The sequence below is a fragment of the Gemmatimonadota bacterium genome, assembly GCA_039715185.1.
Taxonomy (GTDB): Bacteria; Gemmatimonadota; Gemmatimonadetes; order Longimicrobiales; family RSA9; genus DATHRK01.
In genome coordinates, this window is record JBDLIA010000009.1 from 18,055 (window position 1) to 36,248 (window position 18,194).

16 protein-coding genes are annotated in these 18,194 nt (G+C 70.0%); all 16 read left to right on the top strand.

What is annotated here, in order from left to right; translation table 11 throughout:
- The first annotated feature begins 26 nt into the window (after nucleotides 1–26).
- The 16 genes from ABFS34_03125 to ABFS34_03200 all read left to right on the top strand — a co-directional run bounded on the left by ABFS34_03125 (nucleotide 27) and on the right by ABFS34_03200 (nucleotide 18,122).
- Complete coding sequence (locus ABFS34_03125; GenBank protein ID MEN8374418.1) at nucleotides 27–557, top strand: OmpH family outer membrane protein; 531 nt, start codon at nucleotides 27–29, stop codon at nucleotides 555–557.
- The gene (lpxD, locus tag ABFS34_03130) at nucleotides 558–1,613 is read left to right on the top strand and encodes a UDP-3-O-(3-hydroxymyristoyl)glucosamine N-acyltransferase (GenBank protein ID MEN8374419.1); all 1,056 of its coding nucleotides are present in this window, start codon (nucleotides 558–560) and stop codon (nucleotides 1,611–1,613) included.
- On the top strand, nucleotides 1,610–2,887 hold the full coding sequence (locus ABFS34_03135) for a bifunctional UDP-3-O-[3-hydroxymyristoyl] N-acetylglucosamine deacetylase/3-hydroxyacyl-ACP dehydratase (GenBank protein ID MEN8374420.1): 1,278 nt from the start codon (nucleotides 1,610–1,612) through the stop codon (nucleotides 2,885–2,887). The genes lpxD and ABFS34_03135 overlap by 4 nt, the downstream gene beginning before the upstream one ends.
- A 20-nt stretch (nucleotides 2,888–2,907) precedes the next feature.
- Nucleotides 2,908–3,705 (top strand): acyl-ACP--UDP-N-acetylglucosamine O-acyltransferase, encoded by a 798-nt coding sequence (gene lpxA, locus ABFS34_03140; GenBank protein ID MEN8374421.1) that lies wholly within the window; start codon nucleotides 2,908–2,910, stop codon nucleotides 3,703–3,705.
- 171 nt (nucleotides 3,706–3,876) lie between these two features.
- Nucleotides 3,877–4,857: a Gfo/Idh/MocA family oxidoreductase gene (locus tag ABFS34_03145; protein MEN8374422.1), complete on the top strand. Its 981-nt coding sequence runs from the start codon at nucleotides 3,877–3,879 to the stop codon at nucleotides 4,855–4,857.
- 108 nt (nucleotides 4,858–4,965) lie between these two features.
- Nucleotides 4,966–6,102: a lipid-A-disaccharide synthase gene (gene lpxB, locus ABFS34_03150; GenBank protein ID MEN8374423.1), complete on the top strand. Its 1,137-nt coding sequence runs from the start codon at nucleotides 4,966–4,968 to the stop codon at nucleotides 6,100–6,102.
- A complete protein-coding gene (locus ABFS34_03155) occupies nucleotides 6,099–6,758 on the top strand; it encodes a lysophospholipid acyltransferase family protein (GenBank protein MEN8374424.1) in 660 nt (219 codons plus the stop codon). Before lpxB ends, ABFS34_03155 begins: the two co-directional genes overlap by 4 nt.
- Nucleotides 6,745–7,755 carry a tetraacyldisaccharide 4'-kinase gene (locus ABFS34_03160; GenBank protein MEN8374425.1) on the top strand — a complete coding sequence of 337 codons (1,011 nt, stop codon included), beginning with the start codon at nucleotides 6,745–6,747 and terminating at the stop codon, nucleotides 7,753–7,755. Before ABFS34_03155 ends, ABFS34_03160 begins: the two co-directional genes overlap by 14 nt.
- Entirely contained in the window at nucleotides 7,752–9,305 is a 1,554-nt protein-coding gene (gene nadB, locus ABFS34_03165) for an L-aspartate oxidase (protein ID MEN8374426.1), read from the top strand. Before ABFS34_03160 ends, nadB begins: the two co-directional genes overlap by 4 nt.
- A complete protein-coding gene (locus tag ABFS34_03170) occupies nucleotides 9,302–9,784 on the top strand; it encodes a 23S rRNA (pseudouridine(1915)-N(3))-methyltransferase RlmH (GenBank protein MEN8374427.1) in 483 nt (160 codons plus the stop codon). Before nadB ends, ABFS34_03170 begins: the two co-directional genes overlap by 4 nt.
- The gene (bshC, locus tag ABFS34_03175; protein ID MEN8374428.1) at nucleotides 9,781–11,385 is read left to right on the top strand and encodes a bacillithiol biosynthesis cysteine-adding enzyme BshC; all 1,605 of its coding nucleotides are present in this window, start codon (nucleotides 9,781–9,783) and stop codon (nucleotides 11,383–11,385) included. Before ABFS34_03170 ends, bshC begins: the two co-directional genes overlap by 4 nt.
- 9 nt (nucleotides 11,386–11,394) lie before the next feature.
- Complete coding sequence (locus ABFS34_03180; GenBank protein MEN8374429.1) at nucleotides 11,395–11,673, top strand: hypothetical protein; 279 nt, start codon at nucleotides 11,395–11,397, stop codon at nucleotides 11,671–11,673.
- A 49-nt stretch (nucleotides 11,674–11,722) separates the two neighbouring features.
- Entirely contained in the window at nucleotides 11,723–13,297 is a 1,575-nt protein-coding gene (gene murJ, locus ABFS34_03185; protein MEN8374430.1) for a murein biosynthesis integral membrane protein MurJ, read from the top strand.
- 19 nt (nucleotides 13,298–13,316) lie between these two features.
- The gene (gene uvrC / locus ABFS34_03190; protein ID MEN8374431.1) at nucleotides 13,317–15,152 is read left to right on the top strand and encodes an excinuclease ABC subunit UvrC; all 1,836 of its coding nucleotides are present in this window, start codon (nucleotides 13,317–13,319) and stop codon (nucleotides 15,150–15,152) included.
- Nucleotides 15,153–15,423: 271 nt separating this feature from the next.
- Nucleotides 15,424–16,629, top strand: a complete 1,206-nt coding sequence (larC, locus tag ABFS34_03195) for a nickel pincer cofactor biosynthesis protein LarC (GenBank protein MEN8374432.1) — start codon at nucleotides 15,424–15,426, stop codon at nucleotides 16,627–16,629.
- A 20-nt stretch (nucleotides 16,630–16,649) separates the two neighbouring features.
- A complete protein-coding gene (locus ABFS34_03200) occupies nucleotides 16,650–18,122 on the top strand; it encodes a tetratricopeptide repeat protein (GenBank protein MEN8374433.1) in 1,473 nt (490 codons plus the stop codon).
- The last annotated feature ends 72 nt before the right edge of the window (nucleotides 18,123–18,194 follow it).

Sequence of the window (18,194 nt, forward strand, 5' to 3'; positions counted from 1 at the left end):
CTTGATCGGCAAACAGGAAGACAGCCATGCGTAGGATGAATCCCCTCGCGCTGACCTTGCTCGCGGCCGCGATCGCGACGCCGCTCGGCGCCCAGGGCCCCCAGAAGTTCGCATACGTGGACACCCGGCGGGTGATCGCCGAGGCGCCCGGTGCCGCGGAAGCCCAGGCGACCTTCGAGCGCGAGATCCAGGCGTTCCAGAACGAGCTGAAGACCCTCGAAACGGAGCTTCAGACGTTGTTCGATGACTACGAGCGTCAGCAAGTGACGTTGTCGCCGGACGCGCGCCGCCAGCGCCAGGACGCCATTCGCGACAAGCAGTCACAGTATCAGCAGCGCGCCCAGCAGCTCGAGCTCACGGCCGCGCAGCGGCAGACCGAGCTGGTCGAGCCGATCATGGCACGCATTCAGACGGTACTGAGCGAAATCCAGCAAACCGAGGGCTACGCCTTCATCTTCGACGCCGCGGCGGGAGCCGTGGTGGCGGCAGACCCGTCGTTGGATCTCACAGACCAGGTGCTTACTCGGCTCCGCGCTGGTTCCGCGGGCCAACCGTAGGTGTCGCCCGGCTCCCCAGAGCCGGCTTCCGACCCGTTGAAGGCGTCGGACATCGCCGTCGCCGTCGGGGGGCAACTCCACGGTGACGGCGATCCGGAGATCCTCGGCGTCGCACCGCTGGAATCGGCATGCGACGCCGATTTGGCGTTCCTTGCCCACCGAAAATACCGCCGGTACGTTTCCCAGTCTCGAGCCGGCGTGATTCTCGTCGGCGCACAGCTCGACGACACGCCGTTTCCGGGACCGCGCATCGTGGTCCCGGATGTTCATCAGGCCCTCGCGACGGTGCTCGGCATGCTGTATCCCGAGGCCCCGCCGGCTCGAGGCGTGCACCGGACGGCGGATCTGGGAGACGGCGTGCGCCTCGGCGCAGACGCGTCCGTGGGCGCGTACGCGGTTGTGGGTCGGGATGTGCGCGTGGGCGAGCGGGCTTCTATCGGCCCCCACTGCGTGGTGGGGGAGGGCGCGGTGCTGGCGGAGGACGTGACGCTTCATGGACACGTCACGCTGTACCCGGGAGTGGAGATCGGCCCGCGCTCGATAGTGCACGCGGGCTGTCGACTGGGGGTCGACGGGTTTGGATACGCCCAGGACGAGGGCGGCTTGCGGAAGATTCCGCAGGTGGGAGGGTGCCGGATCGGCGCGGACGTGGAAATCGGTGCCAACACCACCATCGATAGAGGTTCGATCGGGGTGACCCGGATCGGGAACGGCGTGAAGATCGACAACCTGGTGCATATCGCGCACAACGTGACGATCGGGGATCATTCGGTGGTCGTGGCGCAGGTGGGCATCGCGGGCAGCACGAAAGTGGGCCGCGGCGTCACGCTCGCCGGTCAGGCGGGCATACCCGGCCACCTGGAGATCGGCGACGGCGCCACCATCGCCGCTCAGGCCGGCGTGTTCGGGGACGTGCCGGCGGGCGCCACCTACAGTGGCTACCCCGCGCGGCCTCACAAGGAGTCTCTGCGGCTACAAGCGGCGCTGGGCAGGGTCTCCGACCTGCTGAAGCGCGTGCGCAGGTTGGAGCGGGATTCAACGGGAGGCGGCGAGTGAGCGTCCGGCAGACGACGCTGGGGTCCGAGGCGACGTTCGAAGGCGTCGGCTTGCACACCGGAGAGGCCGCGCGGCTGCGCTTCCTCCCCGCGGAGCCCGGGCAAGGACTGCGGTTCCGGCGCACCGACCTCGACTCCGCACCCGACGTGGTGGCCGACCTGGAGCACGTCACCTCCACCGACCGGGGCACCACCCTAGGCGAGGGCGAGGCCGTGGTGCACACGGTCGAGCACCTGCTCGCCGCCGCCATGGCCCTGCGCGTCGACAACATGGTGGTGGAGATCGACGGTCCCGAGGTGCCGATAGCGGACGGCAGCTTCGAGCCATTCCTGCGCGTCCTGGCCGGTGCGGGCGCGCGCGAGCTGGATGAAGCAGCGCGGGTCATCCGCCTGAGCGGCAACGTAACCGCCGCGGGACCCGCCGGCGCCGCGTACGTCGGCATGCCAGCGGACAGGCTGCGGGTATCGGCGGGAATCGAGTTCGATCACCCGCTGGTGCGCCGCCAGTTCGCTTCGTTCGACGTCGACCCGGAGGGCTTCGAAGAGGAGGTCGCGCCGGCGCGCACGTTCGGCTTCCTGCGGGAGGCCGAGGAGCTGCGCGCGCGCGGGCTGGCGCTGGGCGCGACGCTCGAGAACGCCATCGTCCTGGACGATGAGGGACTGGCCTCGGGCGAGCTTCGCTTCCCCGACGAGTTCGTGCGTCACAAGATCGGCGACGTCGTGGGGGACCTGGCCCTCCTGGGCGCGCGCGTCGAGGCGCACATCATGGCCGACAGACCGAGCCACGCGGGCAATCTCGCGCTGGCCAGGGCGATACGGACCTCGCACGCGGCCAGTCGGCACGACATCGACATCCAGCGAATCATGGAGGTGCTGCCGCACCGCTACCCGATGCTGCTGGTAGACCGGATCCTGGAGTTCGAGCGAGAGAAGCGCGTCGTGGGCATCAAGAACGTGACCATCAACGAGCCGTTCTTCCAGGGGCACTTCCCCGGTCACGCGGTCATGCCCGGAGTCCTGATCATAGAGGCGATGGCCCAGTGCGGGGGCCTTCTGCTGATGGACTCCGTGGACGATCCGGACGACAAGATCGTTTACTTCATGTCGCTCGACAAAGTGAAGTGGCGGCGCCCGGTCCGTCCGGGCGACCAGTTGCGGTTCGAACTGGAAATGCTGCACCTCAGGAGGCAGGTTTGTCGGATGCGTGGGACCGCTTCGGTCGACGGCCAACCGGTGGCCGAGGCGGAGATGATGGCCCGCATCATGGACCGCTAGCTAGCATGGGGGAGGGGAGCATGCTGAAGACCCAAATCGGACGGGAAACGCGCGTCCACGAGACGGCGATCCTGGACCCGGCCGCAAAGCTCGGCGCGGGCGTATCGATAGGGGCGTACAGCATCGTGGGCCCCGATGTCGAGATCGGCGAGCGAACGGCCGTCGGCCCCCACGTCCTGATCGAGCGCGACACCGTCGTGGGAGCGGACTGCACGCTGGCCAAAGGCGCCGTACTCGGGACGGACCCCCAGGATCTCAAGTATCACGGCGAAGCTACGTCGCTCGTGGTGGGTGACCGCACCGTCATCCGGGAGTACGCGACGCTTAACCGCGGCACGGCCGCGCGTGGCATCACCGAGGTGGGGCACGACTCGCTCCTCATGGCCTACGTGCACGTCGCGCATGACTGCGTTGTGGGAGACCACGTCGTGCTGTCGAACGCCGTGAACATGGCGGGCCACGTGATCATTGGCGATCACGCCATTGTAGGCGGCCTGACGGCGATCCATCAGTTCGTGCGCATCGGCGAATACGCATTCATCGGCGGCGCATCCCGGGTGCCCAAGGACGTGCCGCCGTACGTGAAGGCGGCCGGCAACCCCATGCAGCTCTACGGGCTCAACAGTGTCGGCCTGCAGCGTGCCGGCTTCTCCGACGACGTGCGCGCCCGGCTCAAGCGGGCCTATCGCATCTTCTTCCATTCCCAGCTCAACGTGTCACAGGCGGTGGAGCGGGTTCGGGACGAACTACCGGCGTCGCCGGAATTGGACACGTTCCTGGCGTTCGTGGAGGAGAGCGAGCGCGGCATCCTCGTCTAGTGTACCGTTACAGAAGTTTCGATGGCATTCAGCGCGCGCTGCAGCCCGCGAGGGCATCGTTGCCGCTCCTCACCGTAGCTACGGCTACGCTTCGTCGCGGCGCCTTGCTTCGCGGGTGCTTCGCACGCTTCGGTGCACACGCAACTTCCGTTACGGTACACTAGCGAGAATATGTTGCGTCTCGGAGTCGCCGGCGTGGGGAGCCTGGGGTTCCACCACGCTCGTATCCTGCGCGACCTGGACGGGGTCGCTGCGGTGACCGCGCATGACACCGACCCGGACCGGCTCGTCCACGTGGCGACCGAGTTGCAGTTGGAAACCCGGCCCGATCTGCCCTCTCTGCTCGATTCCATCGACGCTCTCGTCGTGGCGGTGCCCACGTCGGCGCACGAGGAAGTGGCCCTTCAGGCGCTCGAGCGCGGCATGCCCGTGCTCATCGAGAAGCCCATCGCCGCCGACCTCGAAGAAGCCGACCGCATCCTGGGAGCCGCGGAGTCGGCGGGCGCCATGGTGCAGATCGGGCACGTCGAGCGCTTCAACGGCGTGCTGCGCGCCTGTGAGCCCTACCTGGAGTCACCGCTCTTCATCGAATCCCACAGGCTCGCGCCCTTCAGGGCCCGCGGCACCGACGTGGCGGTGGTTCTGGACCTGATGATCCACGACCTGGACCTGGTCCTGAGCATCGTGGGCCAGGACGTACGCGGCCTCTCCGCGACCGGCGTGCCGGTCCTGTCGCCGAGCGCCGACATCGCCAACGCGCGCATCGAATTCGAAGGCGGCTGCGTTGCCAATCTGACGGCCAGCCGCGTGTCCCTCGAACGTAAGCGCAAATTCCGATTCTTCCAGCCTTCGGGCTACGTAAGCCTGGACCTGGACGCGGGGGTGGGGGAGTTTCTGCGCATCCGGTCGGAGGCGGGATTCGCACCGGGCGTGCCCTTGCCCGCGGCGCGCCTGGAGGACGCGGTGGAGAGGGTCACGCTGCGGTCCGACGGCGGCGAACCGCTGCGTCACGAGCTGGAGAGCTTTCTGAAGGCCATCCGTGGGATGGCTGCGGTTTCCGTGTCGGGCGAGGACGGGCGACGCGCGCTCGCGACCGCGCTCGATATCATGAAACAGATCGAATCCAATGTCGCTCTTGCGCGTTCTACGTGAACGGCGAGGGGGTCGCCTGCCGACCACCCCGCCGAGGCTCTGGAGGCTGCTCGCCGGACTCCTAATCGTGATCCTCATGATCTGGATGGCGACCCGCATCGCCAGCGGGTGAGCGCACCGAGCATCCTCATCGCCGCCGGAGAAGCGTCCGGCGACATGCACGGGGCCGCCCTGGTTCGAGCCCTCCGGCGGCGGCTGCCCGGTGTTCGGCTGTGGGGCCTCGGCGGCCCCCGCATGTCCTCCGAGGGAGTAGAGCTGCTCGCCGGCCTGGACAGGCTGGCCGTGATGGGGTTCGCCGAGGTAGCGCGCCACCTGCCGTATTTCTTCTTCCTGATGCGGCGGCTGCGGCGGGAGCTGGTCGAGCGACGGCCCGACCTGATCATCCTCATCGACTACCCCGGGCTGAACATGCGGCTCGCGCGCGCCGCACGCGCCGTAGGCGTTCCGGTGCTGTACTACGTCGCGCCCCAGGTGTGGGCGTGGAAGCGCCGCCGGGCTCGGGATCTCGCGCGCACGGCCGACCGGGTAGCCGTAATCCTGCCCTTCGAGCCCGACGTTCTGCGCAGTGCGGGCGTCCGCGCGGAGTTCGTGGGCCACCCCCTGATGGAGGAGCGAGCGCGTCCGCTGGGTCGCGAAGAGTTCTGCGCCGACCTCGGGCTGGACCCCGGACGGCCGCTGTTGGCGATCTTTCCGGGATCCCGTCGCCAGGAGGTCTCGCGCCACCTGGAGACGTTCGCCATGGCGGCGACGATGGCCGCCGCCGACTCGGACGCCCAGACAGTAGTCGCGCAGGCCGCTGGAGTCGACGACTCGCAGTTCGAGCCCGCGGACGCCCCCCGCACGCGCGACGCCTGGACCCTCCTGAGCCACGCGCGGGCGGCGTTGATCAAATCGGGCACGGGTACGCTGCAGGCGGCCATCGCGGGCACCCCGATGGTGGTGGCGTACCGGACGAGCGCGGCGACGTTCGCGCTCGCCCGCCGACTGGTGCGGGTGCCGCATGTCTCACTGGTCAACCTGATCGCGGACTCGGAAGTGGTTCCCGAGTTCCTCCAGGAACGCGCCGACCCGGCCACGCTCGCGGACGCCCTGCGAGCCCTGTTGCGCGATGGCCCGACGCGCTCCGACATGCTGGCGGGTCTGGCGCTGGTGCGCGCGTCGTTGGCCGCTCCGGGACCGCTGACGCCGAGCGAGCGCGTAGCCGAGATGGCCGCCGAGTTGCTGCAAGCTGCCGCCTCTTCATGAAGCTGTCCCGGCTTCCGGGCCTGGCGAAATGGGGGCCGCCCGCCGGCGCCCTGCTCCTGGAGGCGCTCCTGAGCACCGTCCGCGTGGAGATTCGCCCCTCGCCCGGAATGACGCGCCTGGATGAGGCGGAGGAGCCATACGTCGTCGTGTTCTGGCACGGCCGCTTGTTGCCGCTGGCCTACGCCTACAGGGGCAGCGGCGTGGCCACGCTGATCAGCCGATCGCGCGACGGCAGGGCCATAGCGGAGGTCGCCTCGCGTTGGGGCTACCGAATCGAGCGGGGGTCGAGCTCTCGGGGGGGCTCCATGGGACTGCGCGGGGTCGTGCGGCATCTCGAGGCTGGGCGGCGGGTGGCGCTCACCCCCGACGGCCCCCGTGGCCCGGCCCGCGTGATGAAGCTGGGCCCGCTGCTGGCGGCCCGCTTGACCGGCGCGCCCATAGTGCCGATCGGCATTGCCGCCAACCGCGCCTGGCACGTGGGGAGCTGGGATCGCTTCATGCTGCCCCAACCCTTCGCGCGCGTCCTCATTCAGTTCGGCGAGCCGCTGCGGGTGCCGGCCGACGCCTCCGACGCGCAGGTGGAGAGCCTCAGGGAGCGGCTGGAAGGGGCCCTGAACGAGCTGGTCGATCGTACGGATGCCGATGTCCGCGGCTGAATGGGCGGGCGCATACGTGAGCGGCCACGCGGTTCGGGGCAGGGCGGCCGCCGACGCCGCGTTGTGGCCGGCCGAGCTGGCCTACCGCGGCGTCTCCGCCGCGCGGCGGGCGGCGTACCGACGGGGCCTCTTGCGGGCGCATGAGCCGCCGATCCCGGTGGTCTCGATCGGCAATCTGGTATTGGGCGGAGCGGGCAAGACGCCGGTGGCAGCCTACATCGTCCGCCTGCTCGGCGAGCTGGGCGCGCGACCGGCATTGGTCCACGGCGACTATGCGCGTGACGAGCCCGACCTCCACCGGCGCTGGAACCCCGATGCGCCCGTGATCGGTGACCCATCCCGCATCGCCGCGGTCCGGCGCGCGGCGCAGGCAGGGGCCGATGTTGCCGTGCTGGACGACGGCTTCCAACATCTGGCCCTGGCGCGCTCGCTGGATGTGGTACTCGTGCCGGCCGAGCGGTGGCAGGATGCCCCGCGCCTGCTGCCCCGGGGGCCGTGGAGGGAGCCGCCCGCGGCGCTGTCCCGCGCCGACTTCGTGGCGCTTACCCACCGGGGCGCCGACGAGCGAGCGTTGGCCGCGGCGCGTAGCGGAGTCGCCAGGGTGATCGGCGCGCCGCCGGGCGGCGACATCGTCATCGAGCCGGCAAGCTGGAGCCCCCTGGGAGCGCCCGACCAGACCACCGCCGACGGACCGGCGGGGCCGGCCGTGGCCGTGTGCGCCATTGCGCACCCCGAGGGTTTTCGCAGCAGCGCCACCGCGGCCGGCTGCGTCGTGGCCGAACTGCTCGGCTACCGGGACCACCACGAATTCACGGAGCGAGACCTGGACGACATCGTCGCCGCCGCCTCGGGGCGCCCCGTGGTCACCACGGAAAAGGACGAAGGGAAGCTGGCCCGACTCGGCCAGCGCGTGCCCGTTTGGGTCCTGCGGGAGCGCGTACGGGTGCGGCGCGGATCGGCCGCGCTGGAAGACCTGCTGCGGCGGGTGGTGGGGTGAGCGAGCGGCGCGTGTTGGTCATCGGCAGCGGCGTCGCGGGCCTCAGCTTCGCCCTCAAGCTCGCGGATCACGCGCGCGTTACCCTGGTCACCAAGAAGCACCGGGCCGAATCCAACACCAACTACGCGCAGGGAGGGATCGCCGCCGTCCTGGACCCTCTGGATTCGCCGGAGGACCACGTCCGCGACACGATCGACGCCGGAGCCGGTCTGTGCCACGCCGAGGCCGTGGAGCGCCTGGTGCGGGAGGGGCCCGCCCGCGTCCGCGAGTTGATCGACTGGGGCGTAGAGTTCTCCCGCACTGGAGCCCGGCTGCATCTCGGCCGGGAGGGCGGCCACTCGCGCCGGCGCATCGTGCACGCTCTCGATCGCACCGGATGGGCCATAGAGACGGCCCTGCTGGAGGCGGTGGCGGAGCATCCGGCCATCGAGGTTCTGGAGGATCACCTGGCGGTGGACCTGCTGGTCGCCGACGGACCGAAAGAGCGAAGCTGCCGCGGCTGCCTCGTCTACGATCGCATTGGTGGCACCACCGCCGCCGAGCGAGCGGACTATACGCTGCTGGCCACCGGCGGCGTCGGGCGCATCTACCGGCACACGACCAATCCCGCCATCGCCACCGGCGACGGTCTGGCCATGGCGTGGCGGGCGGGCGCACACGTGGCCAACCTCGAGTTCATCCAGTTCCATCCCACCGCGCTGTTCCCGGCGGAGGACAGGGCCGTGCTGATCTCGGAGGCGGTGCGCGGAGAGGGCGCGGAGCTGCTGAACATCGCGGGCCGGCCCTTGATGCAGCACCACCCGGGTGGCTCGCTCGCGACCCGCGACGTGGTCGCGCGCACCATCGACCTGGAGCTGAAGCGCACCGGCGAGCCTCACGTCCTCCTGGACGCGTCCCGAATCCCCAAGCGGACGCTGGAGGCCCGCTTCCCGAACATCGTGGCCGAGTGCGCCGCGCGCGGCCTGGACATGACCTCGGAGCCGATTCCGGTGGTGCCGGCGGCGCACTACTCGTGTGGCGGCGTGGCGACGGACGCCGACGGACGCACCAGCCTCGCGGGACTGTTCGCGGTGGGGGAGGTGGCGTTCACGGGCGTCCACGGGGCCAACAGGCTGGCGTCGAACTCGCTCCTCGAGGCGGTCGTATACAGCCACCGCGCCGCGCTCGCGGTCGCCGCCGGGCTCCCTCGCCACGACACGGAGGACGATGGAGCGCCGGCCTCCGAAGACGTCGAGCCCGGCCCCGACGATGAGGACCGAGGACCCGTCGAGACGCGCATCCGGAGCGTCATGTGGCGGGACGTGGGCATCGTCCGCGACGATCAGCATCTGGACACCGCGGCGGCGGCGCTGGAGGACATGGAGGCGGCCCCGGCGACGCTGGCCGGGCTGCGCGGATCCGGCCGCATCGAAGCGCGGAATCTGTTGCTGTCGGCCCGGCTGGTCGCCGACTGCGCGCGGCTCCGCAAGGAGAGCCGCGGTCTGCATTTCAATCTCGACCATCCGGACCCCGACGCAGAGTTCGCCGCGGACACGGTGCTGCGCCCATGAAGTTGTGGATCGTAACCGTAGGGCGGCCGGGTGGGGGTCTGGCCGCGGCCATCGGCGCGTACGAGGCGCGCGCTGCTCGCTATTGGAAGCTCGAATCCGTAGAAGTGAAGGGAGGAGCGCCCGGGGGCAGGCGCTCCTCGACCGACGTGCGGGAGGCGGAGGGTGCGAGAATTCTGGACCGCCTTCCCGAACACGCCGAGGTGATCGCGCTCACGCGCCAGGGCCTCGCGTGGAGCTCGCGCGATTTGGCCCGACACCTGGACGAGCGGCGCCTGAGCGGCCAGGAGGGGTCCGCGTTCGTGATCGGCGGCGCCGACGGGCTGGCGTCCGCTGTCCTCGAGAGGGCTCGCGTCCGCCTGTCTCTCTCGCCCATGACGTTGCCGCACGACCTGGCGCGGCTAGTGCTGATGGAGCAACTCTACCGCGCCGGGACCATTCTGCGCGGGGAGCCCTATCACAAGGGAGGGGAGGGGGCGTGAGTCTGGAGATTCTGATCGGGCGCCCGAGTGCGAACGCCATCGTGGTCGACCACCTGGACAACGCGCCCCGCGTGCGCGGCTTCCTCAGCCACGACCCGGGCGCGCTCGAAAGCTATGAGGCCAGGGCGGAGGACGTCGACCGCCGCTTCGGCGCCAACCGCGAGCACCTCGCCGGCATGCTCCGCGCTACCTCCGAGGGTTCTGCCGGGAAGCTCCGCGCGCTGGCGGACGGGACCGGTCTGGCGGTCACCACGGGGCATCAGGCCGGCCTTTTCGGGGGCCCGCTCATGGGCCTCTACAAGCTCCTGTCGACGGTCCGCTTGGCGCGGGATCTGGAGTCCGCGCTCGACCGCCCGGTGGCTCCCATCTTCTGGGTCGCGGCCGACGACCACGATTGGGACGAGGTAAGGCGGGCGACGCTCCTCACCCCCCAGAACGAGGTCGCCGAGATCGCCCTTCCGCCGGCCAGCCCGGACGCGCCGGCGCCGCCCATGTCGGAGCGGGTCCTGGGGCCAGAGGTCGACGACGCGCTGGAAGCGCTCGGTGCGCTCCTGCCGCCAAACGACTTCCGCGATCGGCTCCTGGCGATGGTTCGCTCCGCTTACCGCCCGGACGCTACGGCCGCCGCCGCCTTCGGGGACCTCCTCGCGGAGTTGGTCGGGCGCTTCGACGTCCTGCTCGTCGACCCCAGCGACGCCACCGTTCGGGCCCGCGCCGCGCCCGTGCTACGAGACGAAATCGAGCACGCGGAAGCGCACGACCGGATCTTCGCCAACCGCTCCCGCGAGCTGCTCGACGCCGGCTACGGGGCGCAGATCCCCGTACTCGACGGCGGCACCGGCCTGCACTTCATGGGTCCGCTGGGGCGAGAGCGGGTCTTCATGGATGGGGACGGTTTTCGCCTGCGCGCATCCGGCACCCGGCTCGGCCGGGCGGAACTGCTCAGGGCCGCCGAAGAGCCCGGCCGCCTGACCGCCGGCGTGGGTCTCAGGCCGATCCTGGAGAGCGCGATCCTGCCCACCGTGGCGTACGTCGGCGGCCCCGCCGAGGTGGCTTACTTCGCGCAGATCGAGCCCCTGTTCGACGAGCACGGCGTAAGCCCGCAGGTGGTCGTGCCGCGCTACACCGTGACGCTCGTGGAGGCCAAGACCCGCAAGGTTCTGGACCGCTTCGGGCTGGCGCCGGGCGACTTCGACAGGCCCGCGCACGAAATCGGCGCCCGCATCCTCCGCGAAGAGCTACCCGAGGACGTACGGGACGCGTTGAAATCGCTGCGTGCCGCCCTGGGCCAGGGCTACGGCTCTCTATCGGAGGCCGCCGAACGCATCGACCCCACGCTGCGCGGGGCCATCGGCAGCGCCCGCAATTCGGCGCTCCACGGCGTCGGCGAACTGGAGAAGCGCATCGCCCAGCACTCGGACGCGCAGCGTGAAATAGGGCTTCAGCAGTTGCGTAAGGCCGAGATCAACCTGTTCCCCGCGGGTCGCCCCCAGGAGCGGATCCTCAACTCCTTCCAGTACCTGGCGCGCTACGGCGTGTCGCTTCTCGACGACGTGCTGGCGGCGATGGGGCCGCTGGTCGGCGCCGGGGTGGCCGGGTAGCTTCGCCCCATGGTGATGGCGGGGATCCTCCTGATAGCGTTGCTCATCCCGCTCCTGGCGGTGGTGCTGGACTCACCGCCGGCGCGCGCGTTGGCCTCACGCCTGGAGCGCGAAGGCGGCGACGGGCCGGACGCGGGTCCGCGCGTGGCGGCGTTGGAGGCGGAGGTCCAGCGGCTGGCCGACGAAGTGAGGCGCCTGGAGGAGGAGACGGATTTCCTTCATCGGCTGCTGGAAGAGCGTCCTCCCCCTCCGCATCTACCGGCCGGGGACTCGCCGGAGGGGGGCTGAGCTGCCCACCTGCGCGCCTGGCTCCGGCGCCCCCAAGGTAGCCGCCGGAATCCTCCTGAGTCGCCTGTCCGGGCTGATCCGGCAGCGCATATTCGCTCACTTCTTCGGAACCGCTCCGGCCGCCGACGCCTTCCACACGGCGCTCCGGCTCCCAAACGTCCTGCAGAACCTCCTGGGCGAGGGGGTACTCAGCGCCTCTTTCATACCGGTATACGCCGAGGCCCTCGAGCAGGGTGACGAGGAGCGAGCCGGCCGCATCGCGGGGGCCATCTTCGCCCTGCTCCTGGCCGTGGCGGGAGCGGTCGCCCTCCTCGGGTTCGTGGCGGCCCCCATCCTGGTGCGCGTCCTCACCCCCGGCTTCACCGGCTTTCGCTACGACCTGACCGTGCGCCTCGTGCGCGTGCTGTTTCCGATGGCCGGGGTGCTGGTCCTCTCGGCCTGGGCACTGGGCGTGCTCAACAGCCACCGGAAATTCTTCCTGTCGTATGTGGCTCCGGTCGCCTGGAACGCGGCCATGATCGTCACGCTCGCCGTGTTCGGGACCCGGTTGGCGCAAGGCTCGCTCGCGGTCGCGCTGGCGTGGGGAGCGCTGGTCGGCGGCGTGCTGCAGTTCCTCGTGCAGGTTCCCGCGGTGCTCCGGCTCGAGCCTTCGCTGCGGGTACGCTGGGACACGCGCCTGGCCGGCGTGCGGACCGCGGTGCGCAACGCGGGCCCGGCCATCATGGGCCGCGGCGTGGTCCAGTTGAGCGGCTACGTGGATCTGTTTCTGGCGTCATTTCTCGCGACCGGTTCGCTCGCGGCGCTCGGTTATGCTCAGACGCTCTACGTGCTACCGGTTAGCCTGTTCGGAATGTCGGTGGCCGCGGCCGAGCTGCCGGAGCTGGCCCGCGAACGAGGGGCCGGCTCGGAGGTGCTCAGGGCTCGGGTGAACGCGGGCCTCGAGCGCATGGCGTTCTACGTCGTCCCGTCCGTCGTGGCCTTCTTCGCGGTGGGCGATCAGGTCGTGGGGGCGCTCTACAGAACGGGCGATTTCGGGGTCGCGGAGACGCGCTGGGTGTGGGTCGTGCTCATGGGGTACGCCTTCGGGCTGCTCGCCTCGACCGGCACGCGGCTGTTCTCTTCGGCCTATTTCGCGCTGCACGACACGCGTACCCCGGCGGTGTTCGCCGGCGCCCGCGTGGCGTTCGCCGCCACCGCCGGCGTTCTGCTGATGGTCTGGCTCGAGCCGATCCAGGTCGCGGGACGATCGGTCGGCGGCTGGGGCTTCGCCGCCGGAGCCGGACCCACGGTGGGCGGGTACCCGCTGGGTGTCTTCGGACTGACCGCCGCCGCCGGAGCGGGCGCGTGGCTGGAATGGGTTCTTCTGCGCCGACGCTTGGGTAGGCGGATCGGACGCGTGGCGCTGCCGGGGAGGCCGCTCGCCAGGATGGTCCTCGCCGCGGCGGTGGCGGCGCTGGCCGGGCGCGGCGTGGCCCACTGGGGTCCGACCGCCCACCCGCTCGTCACTTCGCTGGCCTCGCTGACGACGTTCGGGGTCGTGTATCTGGGGCTGGCGTGGGCGCTGGGGTTGGCGGAGGCGCGCGCGCTGTGGGCGGCCCGGCTCGGGTCCGGAACGTCCGACTAGCAGGGGGGTCGATGAGGGAGTGAGCGCAACCTTCGACCCCCGCGGAAAAAGCCTCCCGGCGCGCCCCGGGGTCTACCTGTTCAAGGACCGACGCGGACGCATCCTGTACGTGGGGAAGGCCAAGTCCCTACGGGCGCGCGTGCGCGGCCATTTCAATTCTGAAAGCACCACCTCGGCCAAGAATCGACAGATGCTCGCGCGCGTGGCCGACGTCGAGACGATCGTCGTGGCGAGCGAGGCCGAAGCGCTTCTTCTGGAAGCGAACCTCATCAAGGCGCACCACCCCCGCTTCAACATCCAGCTCCGGGACGACAAGCGATACCCGTACGTGAAGGTCACGCTCGCCGAGCCCTTCCCGCGCGTCCTCGTCACCCGCCGGGTCGAGAACGACGGCGCGCGATACTTCGGGCCGTACACGGACGTGGGCGCCCTGCGCCACGCGCTGGAGGTCATCAAGCGGGCGCACACGGTGCGCAGCTGTCGCTACGCCCTGCCAACCGAGCGGCCCGCCCGGCCCTGTCTCGACCACCACATCGGCCGCTGCGAGGCGCCCTGCGTGGGGCTTCAGACGCAAGCGGAATACGGCCGCATGATCGCGGAGGTAGTGGACGTGCTGGGCGGCCGCACGGGCGGGGTTCGCGGCCGCGTGGAGGCGGAGATGCGGGAATCGGCCGAGCGGCTCGACTTCGAGCGCGCCGCGGAGCGTCGCGACGTCCTCCAGGGTCTGGCCGCCATCGAGCGGCGCCAGCGAGCGCTGGACGTGCGCGGGGGAGACGTCGATGCTCTGGGGGTCGCACGCGACGGGGAGCGCGCGGCCGCCGTCCGTCTCCGCGTACGGGGCGGCAAGCTGCTCGGCAGGGAGGTGGACTTCTTCGAGAACGCGGACGAAGTCGACTCCGGCGGAGTGCTCGCCGCCGCCGCCACGCGCTTTTATCTGGGCCGCGGAGAGCACGGCGTCGATGACCTGCCCCGTGAGATCCTCGCTCCCGAGGAGTTCGAGGACCGCGCGGCGCTGGAGGAGATCCTGAACGAGCGGGGGGGACGGCGCCTGCGCGTTCGCGTGCCCCAGCGTGGGGCCAAGACCCGGTTGGTTCACCTCGCCGCTCAGAACGCGCGTCACCTGCTGGAGGAGAGGGCCGTCCTGCGTCCCGACGTCGGCGAGCGCGCGGAGGACGTTCTCTACGAGCTTCAGGAAGCCCTCGACCTGAAGGTGGTCCCTCGCCGCATCGTTTGCTTCGACGTCTCCCACACGCAGGGCACCGAGGTCGTAGCGAGCGCCGTGACCTTCGAGAACGGCGCCCCGCGCAAGGCCGGCTACCGGCGCTTTCGGATCCGCGGCGACTGGGGCAACGACGACCTCCGGTCCATGGCGGAGGTGGTCGAGCGTTACATGCGGCGGCGCCTCGAGGAGGACGACACGCTGCCCGATCTCATGCTGATAGATGGCGGCAAGGGTCAGCTCCGCGCCGCGCTGAAAGCCGCCGTCTCCGCGGGAGCGGCGGACGTCGAAGCCGTCGCCCTGGCGAAGCGCGAAGAAGAGATTCACCGAACGGGGGGGAGGGCGCCCGTCCGCCTGGCCGTCAGAAACCCCGCGCTGCGCCTGCTTCAGCGTGCGCGCGACGAGGCCCACCGGTTCGCGCACGGATACAATCGCCGTCTGCGCGGGAAGCGGACGCTCAGGAGCAGCCTGTCGGAGGTGCCCGGAATAGGCCCTGCGCGTCAGCGGGCGCTGCTGGTCCAGTTCGGTAGCGTGTCGGCGATCCGGGCCGCCGCCGAGCAGGACATCGCCGCCATACCTGGCATCTCGCCCACGCTGGCACGCACGCTGAAGAGTCACCTGGAGCGCTCCGGCTGACCGCGCGGGCGCCGGGCTCGCGCGAACGCCTCGACCGGGCTAGTGTGCCGGCGCGGAAATCCCGTGTGCATCGAGGCGCGTGATGCGCCCGCGAGGCAAGGCGGAACGACGCGCCGTAGCTGTAGCTACGGCAAGGAGTTCCAACGCCGCATCCGCGGGATGCAGCGCGCGCCGAATGCCTACGGGACTTCTGCAACGGTACGCTAGGGTTGGCGCGCGTGAACCCGGTGGCGTGCGCCGTCAGCAGGACAGGAGTCAACTCACTCGATCAATGCGCGTCCTCATCTTCGACCCGTTCGCCGGCATCAGCGGCGATATGTTCCTCGGCGCCGTCCTGGCTCTGGGCTATCCTGTGGAGCGGCTTCGCGAGGTCGCCGCGCGGCTGGGCGCGCCGCCTGGATCGGTGTCCACCGACACGGTCCAGCGCCGCTCGATCGCGTGTCGCTCGGCCCGCTTCGAGCTTCCCCGTGAGCACCACCACCGGCACCTGCCGGACATCCTGGAGATCCTGGAGGGCGGTCTGGACGGTGAGGCTCTCGCGCTCGCGCGCCGGATCTTCGAGCGCCTCGCCGCGGCGGAGGCATCGGTCCACGGCATCGACCCGGACCACGTGCACTTCCACGAAGTCGGCGCGTTGGATTCGATTCTGGATATCGGCTGCGCCGCCGACGCCGTCCGCTTCCTGAACATCGAGGAGTGCTTCACGCGCGCGGTCTCGATCGGCCGCGGCTGGATCGACATCGACCACGGGCGCTTTCCCTTGCCGGCGCCGGCCACGGCCAAGCTGCTGGAGGGTATGGACATCGGGGAAACCCAGTGGGACGGTGAGTGTACGACGCCAACCGGTGCGGCCATCCTCGCCGAGCTCACGGACGGACGCCCGCCGCCGACCCGTTGGCGGGTGCTGGCTTCGGGCTACGGGGCGGGCTCGCGCGACCCCGCCGACAGGCCCAACTGCTTGCGCCTGTTACTAGCGGAACTGTCCTCTGAACAGGACACAACGATGGTGATCGTGCAGTCGGATCTGGACGACATGGCGCCCGAGTACGTGCCCCCGGCGCTGGAGGCGCTGCGCGCGGCGGGGGCGGTCGATGTTACCACTTCCGCGGTGGGAATGAAGAAGGGAAGGCCGGGCCTGCGAATCGAGGCTTTGGCCCCGTACCAAACGCTCGACAGCGTTCTCGATGCTCTGTTCGAGAGCACGACGACGATCGGGGCCAGGTACTGGACCGTGGGCCGGCGCGCGCTGCCGAGGACCGCGAGCACGAGACTCTGGCACGGAACGCGCATTCGGAGCAAGCAGGTGCACCTCCCGGACGGGCAGGTGCGCCGGAAGCCGGAGTTCGACGACGTGGCGAGCGCGGCTCGCGACGCGGGCGTGCCCCCGCTGGGGGTCAGACAGGCTCTGGATTCTACGGAACCGACAGACGAAGACGGTACCGCGGTCGGTGGTTCGACCCCGGTCGAGATGGTATGAACTCCAGGAGGAGGAAGGCGATGTCTCGTGTCCGCATGATTCTCACGCTCGTTGCGCTGGGAAGCATGGTCGGAGCGCTCCCCGCGTCGGCCCAGAAGCCGAGCGATAACCGCTACACGCGTGGCGTGGCGCTCTACATCAGCCAAGCGCGCCAGAAGGCGAACCCCGACGACAAGAAGAAGCTCTTCCAGCAGGCGATCGATCTGGCCCAGGACGGCATGTCGGCGAATGCGAACAACCCGCGGCTCTACCTGCTCTTGGGTCGAGCCTACGCCGAGCTGAACCAGGTGGGAGAGGCCGCCGGGGCGTGGGATCGTGCGATAGAGCTCTATCCGGAATACGAAGAGGAACTCAGCACGGACCGCCACAACGCTTGGGTTCGCGCCTACAACGCGGGAGCCACGGCCTCCCAGCAGGGTGACATGGAGACCGCCGAGGCGCACTATCGCGGCGCGGACAAGGTCTTTCAGGGACGTCCGGAGGCCAAGCTCAACCTGGGAACCATGTTGGCGGCCGAGGGAGAAGACGAGGAGTCCGTCACGTTCTTTCAGGGAGCCCTCGAGATCATGGACGGCCCGGAGGGCGAGAAGCTCCGCGAGGCGAACGAGGAAGCCTTCGACAACAACCGCCGCGTCGCGGTATTCAACATGGCCCAGGTGCTGGCTCGTTCCGACCGCGGAGAGGAAGCGGTTCAGGCCTACCGGGACTATCTCGAGATCAACCCCGAGGACATGACGGCGCTCGGCAATCTGGGCGTGGTGCTGGGCCAGCTCGGCCAAACGGATGAGGTGGCGGAGCTCTACGCGGGGGCCCTCGAACGCGATGATTTGTCGGGCGATGAGTACTTCCGGTTGGGGGTGGGCCTGTTCGGCGCGGAGCGCTACGAGGAGGCTCGCACGGCGTTCGCCAAGTCGCTCGACAAGAATCCCCATTCCCGCGACACGCGTTACAACATGGCCAACTCGGTCTACGCCCTCGCGCGCGCCATCGAGGAGCGCCTGGTGGAGGCGGGGGCCGCGCCGGAGGGCGACGACAGGGACGACCTGGCCACGTACTACGGCGAGCTCCGCGAGCAGGCCGGCGCGTTGCGCGAAATGGACCCGTACAACGAGAACATTCTTGCGCTGGCGGCTCAGGCGGTTCGATCGCTGAGCGACCTGGAGGCCGACGAAGCAGCGGCGGATGCGCTTCGGCAGGAAACCGCGAACATCCTGGAGCGGCGCGCCGGCCTGGCCTTTTCGGTAGAGGGTGTCGATATGGAGGTCGACGACGACTTCGTGATCCTCAGCGGCACCGCCGTGAACATAGCCGGCGCCGAAGGAGATCCGGCCACCCTGCGCTTTGTCGTGGTCGACGAGGATGGGGTCGAGCTGACCACGGGAGAAGTGGCGCTCACGCTGCCGGCGGAGGACGGATCCACGCCGTGGGAGCTGGAGCTGCCGTTCGACTCCGAGACACGGCCCGCGGGCTGGCGCTACGAGGTGGCCGAGTAACGCTTTTCCTCCCAACTTTTTGGGGGCTGGGCGGATGGGGGCGCGGGCTTGGGTCCGCGCCCCCGTCGTTTG